13 protein-coding genes and 1 pseudogene are annotated in these 15,774 nt (G+C 46.5%); 9 read left to right on the top strand and 5 right to left on the bottom strand.

Annotated features, from left to right (window positions below; genetic code table 11):
• Positions 1-322 precede the first annotated feature (322 nt).
• The 3 genes from AACV78_RS08015 (at position 323) to AACV78_RS08005 (ending at position 4,536) form a co-directional block, all read left to right on the top strand.
• On the top strand, positions 323-2,182 hold the full coding sequence (locus tag AACV78_RS08015) for an N-acetylmuramoyl-L-alanine amidase family protein (protein WP_194074398.1): 1,860 nt from the start codon (positions 323-325) through the stop codon (positions 2,180-2,182).
• Positions 2,183-2,231: 49 nt separating this feature from the next.
• Positions 2,232-2,627, top strand: a complete 396-nt coding sequence (locus tag AACV78_RS08010) for an SH3 domain-containing protein (protein WP_194012338.1) — start codon at positions 2,232-2,234, stop codon at positions 2,625-2,627.
• Between the two features lie 685 nt (positions 2,628-3,312).
• A complete protein-coding gene (locus AACV78_RS08005; protein ID WP_194012337.1) occupies positions 3,313-4,536 on the top strand; it encodes a CapA family protein in 1,224 nt (407 codons plus the stop codon).
• A 111-nt stretch (positions 4,537-4,647) separates the two neighbouring features.
• Here AACV78_RS08005 and AACV78_RS08000 read toward each other — a convergent pair whose 3' ends face one another.
• Positions 4,648-5,397, bottom strand: coding sequence for a cobalt-precorrin-6A reductase (locus tag AACV78_RS08000; RefSeq protein WP_194012336.1), 750 nt, complete (start codon positions 5,395-5,397; stop codon positions 4,648-4,650).
• Between the two features lie 224 nt (positions 5,398-5,621).
• Between AACV78_RS08000 and AACV78_RS07995 the strand changes: the two genes are divergently transcribed.
• Positions 5,622-6,440 carry a tetratricopeptide repeat protein gene (locus AACV78_RS07995; RefSeq protein ID WP_194012335.1) on the top strand — a complete coding sequence of 273 codons (819 nt, stop codon included), beginning with the start codon at positions 5,622-5,624 and terminating at the stop codon, positions 6,438-6,440.
• A gap of 331 nt (positions 6,441-6,771) precedes the next feature.
• On the opposite strand, the gene AACV78_RS07990 is transcribed toward AACV78_RS07995, so the two are convergent.
• A complete protein-coding gene (locus AACV78_RS07990; protein ID WP_194012334.1) occupies positions 6,772-7,560 on the bottom strand; it encodes a TIGR01548 family HAD-type hydrolase in 789 nt (262 codons plus the stop codon).
• A gap of 167 nt (positions 7,561-7,727) precedes the next feature.
• Here AACV78_RS07990 and AACV78_RS07985 point away from each other — a divergent pair, with 167 nt between their 5' ends.
• The 5 genes from AACV78_RS07985 to obgE all read left to right on the top strand — a co-directional run bounded on the left by AACV78_RS07985 (position 7,728) and on the right by obgE (position 12,823).
• Positions 7,728-8,048, top strand: a complete 321-nt coding sequence (locus AACV78_RS07985) for a 30S ribosomal protein PSRP-3 (RefSeq protein WP_194012340.1) — start codon at positions 7,728-7,730, stop codon at positions 8,046-8,048.
• A gap of 437 nt (positions 8,049-8,485) precedes the next feature.
• Positions 8,486-9,559 carry a class I SAM-dependent methyltransferase gene (locus tag AACV78_RS07980; RefSeq protein ID WP_194012333.1) on the top strand — a complete coding sequence of 358 codons (1,074 nt, stop codon included), beginning with the start codon at positions 8,486-8,488 and terminating at the stop codon, positions 9,557-9,559.
• Positions 9,560-9,640: 81 nt separating this feature from the next.
• Positions 9,641-10,108 carry a hypothetical protein gene (locus AACV78_RS07975; RefSeq protein ID WP_194012332.1) on the top strand — a complete coding sequence of 156 codons (468 nt, stop codon included), beginning with the start codon at positions 9,641-9,643 and terminating at the stop codon, positions 10,106-10,108.
• Between the two features lie 167 nt (positions 10,109-10,275).
• The gene (locus AACV78_RS07970; protein WP_194012331.1) at positions 10,276-11,163 is read left to right on the top strand and encodes a Mo-dependent nitrogenase C-terminal domain-containing protein; all 888 of its coding nucleotides are present in this window, start codon (positions 10,276-10,278) and stop codon (positions 11,161-11,163) included.
• 619 nt (positions 11,164-11,782) lie between these two features.
• Positions 11,783-12,823, top strand: coding sequence for a GTPase ObgE (gene obgE / locus AACV78_RS07965; protein ID WP_194012330.1), 1,041 nt, complete (start codon positions 11,783-11,785; stop codon positions 12,821-12,823).
• A 222-nt stretch (positions 12,824-13,045) separates the two neighbouring features.
• On the opposite strand, the gene AACV78_RS07960 is transcribed toward obgE, so the two are convergent.
• The 3 genes and pseudogenes from AACV78_RS07960 to AACV78_RS07950 all read right to left on the bottom strand — a co-directional run.
• Positions 13,046-13,450: a hypothetical protein gene (locus AACV78_RS07960; protein WP_194012329.1), complete on the bottom strand. Its 405-nt coding sequence runs from the start codon at positions 13,448-13,450 to the stop codon at positions 13,046-13,048.
• Positions 13,451-13,622: 172 nt separating this feature from the next.
• Positions 13,623-15,194 carry a serine hydrolase gene (locus tag AACV78_RS07955; RefSeq protein ID WP_228042652.1) on the bottom strand — a complete coding sequence of 524 codons (1,572 nt, stop codon included), beginning with the start codon at positions 15,192-15,194 and terminating at the stop codon, positions 13,623-13,625.
• 290 nt (positions 15,195-15,484) lie between these two features.
• A pseudogene (locus tag AACV78_RS07950) lies at positions 15,485-15,774 on the bottom strand (RNA methyltransferase); the annotation flags it as partial.

Here is a 15,774-nt window from a genome sequence, read left to right as displayed (position 1 = left end):
GCTATACACAATCTATACGGGCAACAGCTTATACCTTTGCTGAGTGCGGGGGATGTTTTGTATTTGACGATGCAGGCAAATCGGTTGGATTTACTGTGGAGAACTACCTCGGAATTGATTAAAACTTAAATTTCTGAAAAAACCTGATAGCTTGGTAGGTTGGGTTGAACAAAGAGAAACCCAACCTTAAACCCTGGGCCAAATCTTAGATGATTGCAGAAATGTAACAAGTTGGGTTTCATTCTTCAACCCAACCTACGTATATTATAAGATTTTCTGCTACTCTATAAGCATTCTTCCTTATTCCTTCTTCCTATTGAGAATGAGAAAATTTTTAGGATTAATTGTGTTTGGGATGATAATTGCGATCGCCTCTGCAGCCATTGCCGCTCAACCTTTGTCCGTCGCCTATCCTCCCGCCAACCACAAAACAATAGCCGATCGCATTTTTTTAATCGGTACCGCCCCCCCAACCGGACAAGTATCGGTAAATGGCCAACAAATTCCGCGCAGCGGGGCGGGCCATTTCGCCCCGACTTTTCCCCTGCAATTAGGCGAAAATGTCTTTACCTTGCGTTACGAAAATCAGCAAGTTCAAATTAAGGTGACGCGGGAGTCGAATCAGCCGCAAGTCCCCGCTGGATTGGCTTTTGCTAAAAATTCCCTGACGCCGAAAGTCGATGTCGCGAGTTTACCGGGGGAATATATTTGCTTTGGGGCGATCGCCCCGGCGAATGCTTTAGTTGCGGTAAAATTGGCTGGCGTTACTATTCCTTTAAAAGCGCGATCGCAAGTCGAACTCCCCGACAACAAATCTGTACTGCTAGGTGAAAATTCCCCGATCGCCAAAAGCAGCACCGAACAGTATCAAGGCTGCGCTATAACCCCCCCCAACCCCCCCTTGCTAAGGGGGGGCAATGAGTCTAATGTTCCCTTGGCAAGGGGGGAAAATGAGTCTAACTCCTCCCTACCCAAAAAAGAAAAAATTGATTTAGGAGTGCCAGTATTTGAGCTAACAATGAACGATCGAACTATCAGCCAACAAGGTACTGGGAAGATTTCTATTCTCTCCCCAGCAGAGTTAGAAATAGCAGAAGTAACAGCAGATCCTGGTGTCGCTAGAACCGGGGCGAGTACAGATTTTTCTCGGATGACACCGCTGCCGAAGGGAACGCGAGCAACAATTATCGGGCGCGAGGGAGAATGGATTCGGCTCGATTACGGTGCTTGGATCAAAGCATCGGAAGTGCGAATTGTCAAGGATTCAGTGCCTCCGCGATCGATTATTCGCAGCGCGCGATCGCGTCAAGTTCCAGGCTGGACAGAGGTCTTATTTCCCTTAGAAATACCAGTCCCAGTCACCGTGCAAGAAGGAGAACGCACCTTCACTTTAACACTGTACAATACCACCGCTCAAACTGATATTATTCGCCTCGACGATGACCCAGTAATTTCGAGTTTGGTATGGCAACAAACATCGCCGCTCCAAGTACAATATACTTTCAATCTCAAATCTGCCCAGCAGTGGGGCTACAAATTGAGATACGACGGCACAACTTTAGTGTTGTCTTTAAAACATCCTCCTGCGAATACCAGCATGATGCCGAATTCGTCAGCAAAACCGCTGTCGGGAATCAAAATTCTCCTCGATCCGGGACACGGCGGGCCACAAGATTCTGGGGGTGTGGGGCCCACGGGCTATCGCGAAAAAACAGTAGCTTTAATTGTGTCGAAATTAGTGCGAGAGGAATTGGTAAATCGGGGCGCAAATGTGGTAATGACGCGGGTGGAAGATGTCGATTTGGATTTGCCGCCGAGGGTAGAAATGATTCAAAAAGAAGAACCTGCGATCGCAATTTCGATTCATTACAATGCCTTGCCGGATAACGGCGATGCAATTAATACTAAAGGTGTCGGCGCTTTCTGGTTTCATCCCCAAGCCCACAGTTTGGGAATGTTTCTTCACAATTATTTAGTTGCCAATTTGAACCGTCCGAGCTATGGTGTATTCTGGAACAACCTAGCCATGACTCGTCCTGCAGTTACTCCATCTGTTTTAATGGAATTGGGATTTATGATTAATCCCGAAGAATTTGAATGGATTGTGAATCCGACAGAACAGCAGAAGTTAGCCGAGGCGATCGCCCAAGGCATCACCGAATGGTTTGCTTCGGTAAAATAACACTTAGTAGCAAGGACTGAAGTCCTGCCAACCCAAGGAGATCAAATAAATGCTAAGTTTTACTCAATCAAAAGCCTTTTTTATTGCAGCCGCAGTTGCAAGTTTAAGTTTCTCACTTTACAGCTTTCCAGTTTTTGGCAGACAGCAAAATCTTTCTTCCCAAAAAGTAGAAGCTTTAAAAAAGCAAACTCAATGCTCTTTTATTACAGGTGAAGGCGGCGCTGTCAACATTCGCAAAGGCCCCGGCAATAAGTACCCGGTTGTAGCTAAACTCAAAAGAGGAGACGGAGTTCGGGCCGTCACCAGACAAGGTGATTGGGTAAAAATTGTGGCGACATTTTCGGGTAATCCTCCTAATGAAACTTTGACAATCCTGAATGGTTGGGTGAACAATAAATTTATTAATGGTTGTTCTGAAGACCAATTTGACAGGTGGCGGCAATAGGGAATTTAGCGATTTATGATTGGGTAGGGACGGGTTTTTGAGATTGTCAATTATTGGCAGGTATTATCGATCGTCTGGATCGATTAGCAACCCCAACTGACAATAAGGTAATTTTAACGGCCCGGTATTCAACCCGCACCAGGACTTTCGGCTTCGCCTAGCCTCCTGGTGCGGGTGCAAGCTTGTATAGAACCCATTTGACATCTTTGAGTTTTTGGGTTTGGTGACGAGAAATATAGAGAGAAACTGGTTTCTGAGATTTACGCTCATGGCGAGAAACCGGGTATTCTTGGAGTTTTTGCTTGGGTGACGAGAAATATAGAGAGAAACCCGGTTTCTGAGATTTACGCAGAGTAGATATCAAATGGGTTCTATAAAACCTGGTTTAAACTTCCCCGTATTTTCAACCCCAAAGTGTTGGGTTATATTATTGAATAATTGATGACAAAATATAGCCTTTCGAGCGTAACATGAGGTGCTTGGAGTGGGCCTAGGGCATAGGGCATACCTCACCAAGCTTGAGAACCCCTATAATAGTTGGGATATTGCCTGCACTTGCATTGTTTTTTTGAACTGGTATCACTATCATAAATCATGAATTTTTTTGAACTAATTGATGACATAATAGTTGGGATATTGCCTGCACTTGCATTGTTTTTTTGAACTGGTATCACTATCATAAATCATGAATTTTAGTCGATCGCTCTCGGTAATTGCCATGCTTTCGATCGCAAGCTGCAACATCCAAACCCCAAAAACTAACACGCAGCCTACAGAAAGTCGTAGCTTGCGGGGCGGGACGCCATCGCCAATTGCAGCAGCATCTGTTCCGGCCAAGCCAAAGTCGGAGATTAAAGAAGCAAAATTAATTGCTGTCGGCGACATCATGATGCACAGTACCCAAACAATCTCCGGCTACGACGCAAAAAAACAAACATACAATTTTGACAATTTCTTCGCACCAGTTAAAAGCATCCTCTCAAAAGGCGATTGGGTAACGGGAAATCTCGAAACACCCTTAGCGGGTAAAGATGCCGGCGGATATACGGGCTATCCCCTATTCAACGCACCGGCTCAATTACTGGATGCTGCTAAAAAAGCCGGATTTAATATCTTGACAACTGCGAACAATCATGCTTTGGATAGGGGAGAAACAGGCATAATTAGGACGATCGCAAATTTGGGCGATCGGCAAATAGCATCCACAGGAACAGCCAAATCGAAAGCTACGGGCGATCGCACTTTAATCATCACCAAAAACAATATTTCACTAGCCATGCTAGCCTACAGCTACGGCACAAACGGCATCCCCATACCCAAAGGCAAAGACTACTTAGTTTCCCTAATCGACGAAAAAAAAATAGTCAAAGACATAGCCAAAGCCCGCAAACAAGGAGCAGATATAATCGCAATTTCCCTGCATTTTGGCGACGAATATCAGCGACAGCCAAACACCCAACAAAAACAATTAGTGGAAAATCTATTAAAAGCCGGTGCAGACATCATTCTCGGCAGTCATCCCCACGTCGTCCAACCTTACAAAATCTTTAACTTCCCCAGAAAAAACGGGAAAACCCGCAAAGCTGTAGCAATTTATTCAATGGGAAACTTTATTTCCGGTCAGACTCAAAAATATACCGATTTAGGCGTAATTTTGCAATTAAATATCCGCAAAAAGCTTCCCGAAAAAACTACAGAAATTACCAGCATCAAAACTATTCCGACTTGGGTACATCGCTATACTCTGAACAACAAATATAATTATCGGATTCTGCCCTTAGAAACAATTGTCACCCAGAAAAAAGATCCGCTGCTAAGAAGTTCGCAATATCCAGTTTTAAAAGCATATTTACAAGAAATGAATAATCATCTTAACTCTTTGAATACTGAGAACAAAACAAATAATTAGAAATTGACGCACGGGGGGTTAGAAACCGGGTTTTTATCGAGAATATTTCGTTGTCACGCGCAGATTCAGAAAAACCCGGTTTCTTTAGTGGAAGTGCGTAACTTGTGATTTTCAATTCAACTGCTCAACCAACCAAGAAATCGCCCCTTCCACATCAGCAACCCGATCGACATTGGGAATCTGCGGCCGCTGCACCATCACCACCGGAATTCCCAGTTCCCTAGCAGCGACAATTTTCGCATAGGTAGCAGCGCCACCACTGTTTTTGCTGACAATTTTATCGATGCGATATTCTAACAGCAATTCCCGCTCATCTTTCAATGAAAAAGGCCCCCTTGCTAATAACAATTTACCGTTAGGAACAGGAGTGTTTGGTGCAGGTGGATCGATCGCCCGCATCAAAAACCAAATAGCATCCAAACCAGCAAACTCCGCCAATTCCTGCCTGCCAATCGTCAGAAATACCCGCTGAGACTGCCTCGATAAAGCCGTTGCAGCCTCCGAGTGGCTGCCAACTTCAATCCAGCGATCGCCCTCCACCATCTCCCAAGCAGGGCGCACCAGCATCAAATGAGGCACGTTGCACTCAGCAGCAGCAACAGCAGCATTAGCAGAAATCTGAGCCGCAAACGGATGAGTCGCATCGATTAATAAGTCGATCGGGCTACAATCCAAAAACGCCGCCAGCCCAGCCGCCCCACCAAACCCCCCAATTCGCACCGTACCCGTTTTTGGAGTAAAAGGCTGTTGAGTGCGTCCTGCTAGCGAAGAAACCACCTCAAGATCGGCGATTTGAGACGCTCTGGCAGCAAGTTTAGCCGCATCCCCGGTTCCGCCCAAAATTAGCAATCGTTTTTTCACTCAATTATCCTTAGTAGCGACTACACAAACTAGCAGTCAAAACCGCTCCTGCACAACCAAAGTCCGCCTGCGCCAACTCAAGAAAATCCAGGCTTTCAGAACCGGCGTCGGCAGGTTTTGTCTGTCTAGCTGCGACTTAAGTCGCCGAGACTTTTCAAACATCCCCTAACCAACGCCCGCAATTTCGGTTAATAATATGTTTAGTAAAGTTTCAACTAACAAAAATGATTCGCTCACTGTTCACATTCTTTACAGTATTAATTGTAACCGGGTTAGTTTGGTTGGGAAACATCGCGCCCGCCGCCGCACAAGAACAACCCGCAGACATTGCAGCTTCCCAGCAGGAATTAGCAGAACTCATTCAAAAAGCTTTTGAAGCTACCAACGAAGGCAAATTTCCCGCCGCAGAAACTTTCTGGACTCAAATCATCGAAAAATTTCCCTCACAAGCAGCCGCTTGGAGCAATCGAGGCAATTCTAGAGTCAGCCAAAACAAACTGCAACCAGCAATTGCTGACTACGAAAAGGCGATCGAACTAGCTCCCGAAGCCCCCGATCCATACCTCAACCGCGGCACCGCCCTAGAAGGTTTAGGACGTTGGGAAGAAGCCATCGCCGACTACAATCACGTACTAGAATTAGACCCCAAAGATCCAGCCGCCTACAACAACCGAGGTAACGCCGAAGCAGGTTTAGGAGAATGGGAACCAGCAATTTCCGACTACAACAAAGCCTTTGAACTAGCCCCCGAATACGCCTTTGCTCGCGCCAACCACGCCCTAGCACTGTATCAAAACGGGCAAACCAAAGAAGCAATTCGCAACATGAAAAACATCGTCCGCAGATACCCTCAATTTGCCGACATGAGAGCCGCCCTCAGCGCCTGTCTTTGGGAAGCAGGAAATCGCGGCGAAGCTGAGAGCAATTGGGTAGCCGCAGTCGGCCTCGATTCCCGCTACAAAGACCTCGATTGGGTTGCAAAAACCCGCCGCTGGCCGCCAGTTGTAGTCAGCGCCCTAGACAAATTCTTGAACTTAAAATAATCTTAAAGGGAAAGTTATCAGTTGGCAGTTGGCAGTTGGCTGTTGTTAGTTGGCTGTTGTTAGTTGGCAGTTGTCAATTGTCAGTTGTTAGTTGGCAGTTGTTCGTTGTCATGCCAAATCCTGGTTGGCGATCGCCTTTATGAAACAGCCGGCGCAGGCCGACATCGTTTGACAAGACGCTGTTTCAACCGCCGAATCATCTTTCCTAACAACTAACCAATAACCAATAACAACTAACAACTAACAACTAACAACTAACAACTAACAACTAACAACTAACAACTAACAACTAACAACTAACAACTAACAACTAACAACTAACAACTAACAACTAACAACTGACTAATTCTCGAATCCGCGCCGCCGTCAATTCCTCAACATTCCGCAAAACCGCTGCAGCACCTGCTTTTTTCAGCGCTGCACTATAGGCCTCGCAGCGCACAGAATCATCCAAAACATGAGGCGGCAAAATTCCCATACCAAGCCAAACCCGATTTGGTTGCAATTCCCGCGCCTTCACCACCGTGTAAATATCGGCAACAGTATCTCCCGCATAAACCACGGGCAAATTCTTTGCTAAACCGTGCAGGTTTTCCAACTGTTCAATTGCGGCGAAAAGTCCAGCCGGATCGGGTTTTCCCGGTGCATCTTCCATCGCCACCAACACAGGGGAATTTAAACTCAGTTTTCCTGTCAAAACATAAGCTGCTTCAGCCCGCATCGCGCCGCTAAAAAAGCCCCAAGCAACACCGCCAACTGTTAAATTTTCCAGGTAAGCCGGACTTAACAGCAGCGGTTCGTCGCAAATGTAACCAGTCCAATTTTGCTCATCGGGCCCGCGATAGCGACTTTGGAAAAAAGCCACTAATTCGTCATAGTTGAGAGTGAGTTGATTTCTCGATCGCCCGATCGCCTCAAAATAACGGCAAACTAACTCAAAAGACGCTTCCCAGTCATTATTCCACACTCCCTCAGACTTCAGAGAGTCGATATCCAGAGAATTTGGGCGAAAAGCACCAGCCGTGAAGTGTTCCACCGCATCCGCGATCGCCCGCCTGTAGGAACCGGACACATCCCGCACCACACCGTCAATATCAAAAACTAAAATAACTCTGTTCACAACTTAATTATCCTGGTAACTGGGGCGAGTTTTGCACAAATTTGATTGATTTAGGGCCCAGAAGGGGCGCGAAACCCAGCCGCGCGACAAAACTTTTAATCACCGATCACTCATTATCGAACAGAATGTGCTACGCTTAGCGATTGTAGAAATTTTTAACAAATTCGATCGAAACCCTGGAGGTTTGCTTGTCCAAGTTCATCTTAAAAGTTCTCTGGCTAGAAGAGAATGTTGCCCTCGCCGTTGACCAAGTTGTCGGCAAAGGAACTAGCCCGCTGACATCCTACTTTTTTTGGCCGCGCAAAGATGCGTGGGAAGACCTCAAAAACGAACTCGAAGCCAAACACTGGATTGCTGACAACGATCGCGTCGAAATCCTCAACCAAGCCACAGAAGTCATCAACTACTGGCAAGAAGAAGGCAGACGGCGCCCGATGACAGAAGCTCAATCGAAGTTCCCCGAAGTAACTTTTACCGGCAGCAACTAAGCCCCGCTTTTAGTTCCTACCCATATACATTGGCTGTTATGGCTGATGGGATAGAGCACAGAGGCGGAGAAGGCCAAAAGACTTGAATCTTTGCTTTTTCCACCTCGCCGCTAAACATACAATTTAAAGGCGCTGCAGTCGATCGAGATACTAACTCCGATTTTCAGACATACTCGGGTTTAGGGCTTAGTCGATTTGAGATTTAAAATTTGAGACTTATCCAAAATAAAGCTCTCAAATCGGATTTTATGCAATCTAAAAATTCTCAGCTACCAAACAAAATAAATCAAAAATCTGCTTTTTTATAGTCTCAAATTGTTGTACAATGATCTCTCAAAAAATTGTTAAAAACTAATAACCAATAACTAATAACCAATAACTAACAACTAATAACTAATAACTAATAACTAATAACTAATAACTTCTTCCCGGAACCTATGGGCGCCCAAAGCACGATCGACCAAACCGAACAACTACCGCTGGTAACAAATCCCGACATTCTCCAGCAAGCCATCCTCTACAAAATTAACACTCGCGCCACCGCACGCGGAGAATTAGTTTTTCCCTGCCTGCCGGGAATGCTAAACCACTATCTCCAATCAATCGAAAAACTATTTACCACCCTCGACCGACCCCTGCCAGAAGACCGCAGGGAGGAACTCAAAAAGCTTTTAGCCACTAAATTAGAACAAGGCTACCGCACCTCAACAGCATCAATGCTGATCCTGCAATACGAATCAGTGCAGCCGCCGCAAACAGGCTTGGCCTGCAAAGTGATTGTTACTACCTCAACAGTTGGAGAACAGTATAAAACCTGGGTAGACACCAGAGAACCTCCCCTGTTCGGTTCTCATCCAGATGCAAAATTGATGGCAACGGCTGCTAAATTGGGAAATCCCGATCGCATCCGCATATTAGACGTGGGGGCCGGTACCGGACGCAACACCTTACCCCTGGCTCGATTGGGCTATGCTGTAGATGCGATCGAACTCACCCCAAGTTTTGCAGAACAACTCAAAGCAGCAGCCACAGCCGAAAACCTTCCCGTCACAGTAACCGAAGGCGACGTGCTCGATCCCTTAATGCGGATGAAACCAGCGGGCTACCAACTCGCAGTTGCCGCCGAAGTCATCTCGCATTTTCGTGACAGCGATCAAGTACGGCTTTTCCTAGCCAAAATGTGCGATTTCCTCTCTCCCGGAGGCGTGTTGCTGTTCAGCACATTTTTAACCGTCGGCGACTACCAGCCCGATGCCCTCGTGCGACAAGTTGCCCAACTTTCCTGGTCTACTTTATTCACGCCCGGTGAGCTCGCCGCGGCAATGGAAGGGTTGCCCTTAGTCCCAATATCCAACGAGTTGGTGTGGGAGTACGAACGCCACCACCTACCAGAAACAGCCTGGCCGCCCACGCCCTGGTTTCCCAGTTGGGCAACTGGTAGAGATGTTTTCCCGATGGCAAACGCCCGTCCGCCAATGGAATTGCGCTGGATTTTGTGTCGCCGCAGTTAGTCAGTTGTTAGTTGTCAGTTGTCAGTTGTCAGTTGTCAGTTGTCAGTTGTCAGTTGTTAGTTGTTAGTTGTCAGTTGTCAGTTGTCAGTTGTCAGTTGTCAGTTGTCAGTTGTCAGTTGTCAGTTGTTAGTTGTCAGTTGTAGAGTGCGCCGCCCTCAAGAATCCCTCAATTCGATCGATAATTTCACAGCGACGCACCTGATACCAAGCCAGCAGCCTGGTGCGCCGCCCTCAAAAATCCCTAAATTCGATCGACAATCTCACATATCCCCACCTCACAAAGACGGCTGGGCAAACAAATTTTATACTTCTTTTGGAGTAAGTTTTTTAATCAATCCCATCGTTTCGAGGCGGACACAGCAATCGAAACCTTTAACAACACAGGCTAACAGCCACATCAAATCTTTTTATTCCCAAATCATCAAGCCGGCTCGCGGTCAAATGTTGCAGCCGATATACAAAAATTTACAAAAATATATATTAAGATATAAACATAGCGAAGTTCGATCGCCCCGTGCGAGAAAAACTCGGTTTCCTAGCAGATCCTAGTGTTAGCAAACCTGTGATTTCTTGCGAAAAATTCGATCGCCATCTGGAATCCGTGCAACTACAGTAAAGACCGGAAAAACCTATTCCTCCCGATAGATGACACTTTATGGGAGTAGAGGTGGCAAATAAAATAACTCGCTAACCGGCGAAACTCCAGAGAAAAAAATATGCTTTTAACACGTCCACTACAAGCATTTCGAGCAATCTTCAGGCACAAACCTTCAACAAAAAGCTCGATCGACCAAAAAAGCAGTAAAAATTATTTAGAGGGGAATATTTCTCCCGCTCCAAACCAAGAAAAAGACTGCTACATCCCACTAGAAATGCTGATGAGTAACGCAAAAACCAACTGCACCGATGAAGAAATTACCGCTTGGCTGCGCGGATTGCTGACAATTGCTTGGGCTGACGGCAACTTTGACGAAAACGAGCAAAAAATCATTGCGAACCTAACTCAGGATGAATTACATCCAGTATCTGCTGAGACAGAGTTTGAACCGATTGCGGCAGAGGAACTAGCTGCTGTGTTAGGGAAAGGCACCGCCAACGGGGAGAATTTTTTGAGAACAGCAGTCATGGTAGCCTTAGCAGACGGTACGTACTCGCTGAGCGAAGATGAGGTACTGTACAAGTTTTGCACAGCTTTGGGTCACAACATCGAGGCGATCGAATCTCTGCGACACACCATCGCAGACAGCAACTGCGACCCCCAAGGGCCAAACAGCCAAATAGCCTTTGATTCAAACTCCGTCCCCGCCGGCACACCCCTTTCATCTCCCCTACGCAAACCACACCACAAAAACGTCCTGCAACCGGTCAAAGATTGGCTGGACGGCTGGGAAATTCACGATCCCAAAGTGGCACATTTTGTCTGCAAAATGATTCCGCCACAATGTCCGTTTGAGCGAGATGTTGTATTGTTCGGGCACAAAATCGTCCACATTCCGGCGATGTGCAAGATTAACCCGCTTTACGAACAGTTGGTGGGGATGCGCTTTCGAGCTCTCTGCTATTTAGCAGATGATTGTCAAGAAGATGTATCGTCATATTGTTAGCAGTCATTAGTCATTAGTCATTGGTCACTGGTCATTAGTCATTGGTCATTAGTCATTTAGACATTGCGAAATCTGGGATTAATGAATGTAACTATTAACCAATGACTGCTAATTAGTCCGGGACGCAAAAAACCGGGTTTTTCTGGAAAAAAGAATCGTTATAGCCCTTCGCCCCAGTAGAAAAACTCGGTTTATTCAATTTTTGTGGGTAAGTCCTGCTAATAGCAAATTTGTTGTTAAAATTATATTTTTCCAGCGACTGTAATTCGCGATTAGACTTCTTTTTAGGCAGCCTCAGCATTTTCAAGAAAAAGAGCCATATTCTACTGAAATCTGGTATTATACTAACCATTAGTGTCAAATTAACGTTAAAGCTAGTATGAGTCTGCTGTTTGACGATTAAGTTATCGATCGCCCAGCAGGAAGAACTCGCTACTCCCCCTTAACGAGGGGAGAACCGGAAGTGTTCAAAGTTCCCCTGATTAAGGGGGATGCGAGGGGGAGCGAGACTCGGATGAAAACGAGATATACCAAAGGTTTTAGTCTTAAGTTGACACTGATGACTGCTGACTGATGACTAATGACTAATGACTGTTGACTGATTACTATTGATTAAATTATGCAATTTATCGATCGAGCTGATATTCAAGTCGTGGCGGGTAAGGGCGGCGACGGTATGATCGCTTTTCGCAGAGAAAAGTATGTGCCGGCGGGCGGGCCGAGCGGCGGTACGGGCGGGCGCGGCGGTTCTGTGTTTGTGGTGGCGGTGGAAAGTTTGCAAACGCTGCTAGATTTTCAGTACAACCGGATTTTTAAAGCTCAAGACGGGAAACGGGGGGCTCCGAAGAATATGACTGGGGCTTCTGGGGACGATCGCACGATCGAGGTTCCCTGCGGTACGGTAGTTTACGATGCCGAAACTCAGGCGATTTTAGCAGATTTGGTGGTTCCCGGACAGACTATTTGTATTGCTCAAGGTGGCAAGGGCGGTTTGGGTAATAAGTGTTTTTTGACGAATTCTAACCGGGCTCCTGATTATGCGTTACCGGGAAAGGAAGGCGATCACAAGTTTTTGCGGCTGGAATTAAAGCTATTAGCTGAAGTGGGAATTATTGGTTTGCCCAATGCTGGTAAGTCAACGCTGATTTCTGCTTTGTCGTCGGCTCGTCCTAAGATTGCAGATTATCCGTTTACAACCTTAATTCCGAATTTGGGGGTAGTTAGAAAGCCGACCGGTGACGGTACTGTTTTTGCTGATATTCCGGGATTAATTGCCGGGGCTCACGAAGGTGCGGGTTTGGGTTATGAGTTTTTGCGACACATCGAACGGACTCGGTTGTTGCTGCATTTAATTGATATTACTGATGAAGATCCGATCGCAGATTACATTACAATTCAGGATGAGTTGAAGGCCTACGGGCGGGGTTTGGCAAATCGGCCGCAGATTTTGGCTTTGAATAAGGTGGATGCGATCGATCTTGAGGATGAGGAAATTGCAAGTGCGATCGGGCGACTGCAAGAAATCAGCGGTGCTCCGGTTTTGTTGATTTCCGCTGTGAGTCGAGTTGGGTTGAATGAATTGATGCACGAAATTTGGCAGAAACTCGACGAGATGAATGAGAAAGAGGCTGAGGAACTCTCAGCAGTGGGAGTTTTGTAGCCCGGTTCTGATTCATGAGTTTTTGCGGTCATCGGTAGGTGTTTTTTTGAGGGCTCAAGTTTTTCGGCTGTATTGCTTGCACAGCATTAGTTTGAGGTGCAGTGCCGAAAAAAGAAACGATGGCCGCAAACGCTGTAATGCTTGCTGTGATTAATTTTGAGGGATGTTAATTTTTTTGCCTCAAGCCATGGCCGGTGGCTGAAATGATAATTTTACGATCGATTACCTGAAATTCAACGAACTGCGAATCCGCCCGTTGTAATCCACCCTCACCCTCCCATCTTGAAAAACCGTCACCACCGTCTCCACCGTATAAACAGACGCACCCGGTTTGTGACCTTGAAAAGTAAACGTCCAAGAACCATCCCCATTATCAACAAAAGGCGACTCCTCCGAAGCACCGTGCATCGCCGCTTCCGCTCGATATTTTCCCAAACCACCATTAGCATTTTCTGCTGCTTGACGGGCTAAATTTTTCGCGCGATTCAATTCAATATTGTTGGAAATAACCGTAATATCCGTCACTTCGCTTTCAGCAGAACGAAGGGGATTGCTGAATGCGGGAGAAACTCCCGCAGCTAAAGTTGAAAGCGCTAGCAAACAAGCAATTGGGGCGTGTAATTTCATAATACAAACTCATTTATACTTTCTGAAGTCTACAGCACTCGCACTCAGGATCCCGGAAGAGTGAAAAATTGTCCGAACAGCCTCTAAGTTATAGGTTCGCAGTTAGGATTTTAGTCCTCCGATGTTATGCGGACTCAAGCCCTGACGGCGAAACTATTTTAAGGCGAATTAATTAATTTTTAATTTTCACCTTTGAATCTGCAGGCGTTTCCCCGTCGTTCAAATAGCGGTAACTCATCTTAGAAATATCCCGAATCAAACTTTGAGCAGGCTTCTCATTTTCCACCGGATGCTTCACCATCACCGCCACCAAATAACGCTTCCCGTTCGGCAAATCCACCATCCCCGCATCGGCCAGCATTGTATTAATATTACCCGTTTTGTGAGCAATAACTGAACCTTCCCCCAAACCTCTCGGTAGCAAAGTATCGTTTTTTGTTTGCCGCATAATTTGCAAAATGCGATCGCGCGACTTAACCGAAACCAAATTTCCGCGATCGATCTGCGCCATAACATTAATCAAATCCTTCGGGCTAGTAGTATTAGTTCCCTCCAAATCCGGCAACTTATTTCGCAGTACCGTCGCCCTCAAACCCCAAGCGGCAAAATGCTGATTCAAAACCTCAGCACCTCCCAACAATTCAATCATCATATTTGTCGCCGTATTATCACTGATTACAATCATCTTTGTGACAACTTCCAAAGCCGAATATTTCGTACCCGCCGGATCGTCCTGCATTTGTCCTGAACCGCCCACAATATGTTCCGGCTTCAGCGTCAGCACCTGATCTAACCGCACTTTGCCTTCATCAACTGCTTGGAAAAAAGCTGCTATAATCGGCAATTTAATCGTGCTAGCTGAAGAAAAAGGCACGTCGCCGTTAAAATTCAAGTAGCTTCCAGTATCTAAATCAACTAAAAATACCCCCGCATTCAAGGTAGGATTTTCTGTTGCCATCACCTGAATTTGTGTTTTCAAAGCTCCTAATTCTTGATTCAGTTGTAGGGCTTCTGAAGCCAGCGGGGCTGCAACTGCGCTGTCAGATGGGTTTTTTGGCTGTGCGGGCGTTTCTTGTGTCGCTACAGCCGATCGATTCACAGCATTCACCACCGACAGCAGAGTACCGCAAATCACCGCAATCCCAACTCCCAAAATCAACAACCGAGTGGCGTATACCAACGGCGGCACCCTGGGAACAGCAGATTTTTTCCCCGGTCTATTGCTCCCTTGCGGGCGCGGTTTCGGCACAGGGGCTTTTTTGACATTTGGGGCTGCTTCCAGCTCTAGAATAGCCGTTGGGGGCGCACTGGAGCGACTTTTGCGGGGGGCGCGGGGTGTTGTAGTTTCGGGCTCGTTGATGGGATTGCTGGCGATCGAACTGACATTTTCCAGACTTGGCTGTGGAAAATCGAACAAATCGACAGCCGCGAGATTTTTTTTGCGCGATTGGCGGCTTTTCGACTGCGAAATTTTGGTAGTTTTGGGTTTTCTAGGGTTAATTGCCGATTTGGGATCGGACAAAAAGTCCTGTGCATTCAATTCTTCGGGGGAAGGCGCGGGAGAATTGGCTCTAATTCTCGTGACGCGGCTTGGTTGCGGTGACAAAGTGGCAGGTTCGGATGCTGGAATTTCTGGGCCGTTTAGCGGTTGGGGCGGGCGGCGGCGGCCGGATTTGCCAGACTGACTTGTTTTGCCCGATTTAGGCGGTTGTGGCCCGGAGTTGGTAGAGGCTATCGAGGACATCACTGATAATATCGATCGTTTGGGAAACCGCTCTGCCACGTCTTACTCCTTCTGCACTGTAAATTTCAAGTTTAAGATTTTTTAGGTTGTCAGCCAATCAATTTGAGATTTTAGATTGGGAATTTTAGATTTATCGGAAACGCACCCGTGCTAGAAACCGGGTTTCTTGCCGGGAAATTACCTTAAAGTTGAGGTTTTTAGTCAAGAAACCCAGTTTCTTTGGTGACAAGCGGGTAAATCCTGTTCGCCAACAAGCCTCAATCTTACCTCCCAAATTATCTGCATTTCTCCTAGCTATCCGCTGGATTTTCCGGCAACGCATCCAGAGTATCAGAAACTGGCGATCGCGCGTAATTTTTTATTGCCCAATCTGTTTGGCGGAGAGTGCCCCGCAGCATGGCGACTTCATCCACTGTCGGATAGGCGCGATTGTACAAGCGCCGAAACTTTTCCATCCTACTCGCTGCTGTGTGCGGCTGCAAATATCCAATTTTCAGCAGCAGTGTTTCTAGTTGCTGGTAATATCCCTCTAAATTTTCCAGCGGAGCACTGTTGGCAGGATTGGGAGAGGGGGAAATTG

The organism is Tychonema sp. LEGE 07196, assembly GCF_963890365.1.
Taxonomy (GTDB): Bacteria; Cyanobacteriota; Cyanobacteriia; order Cyanobacteriales; family Microcoleaceae; genus Microcoleus.
This window is presented reverse-complemented; position numbering and strand designations above follow the sequence as displayed.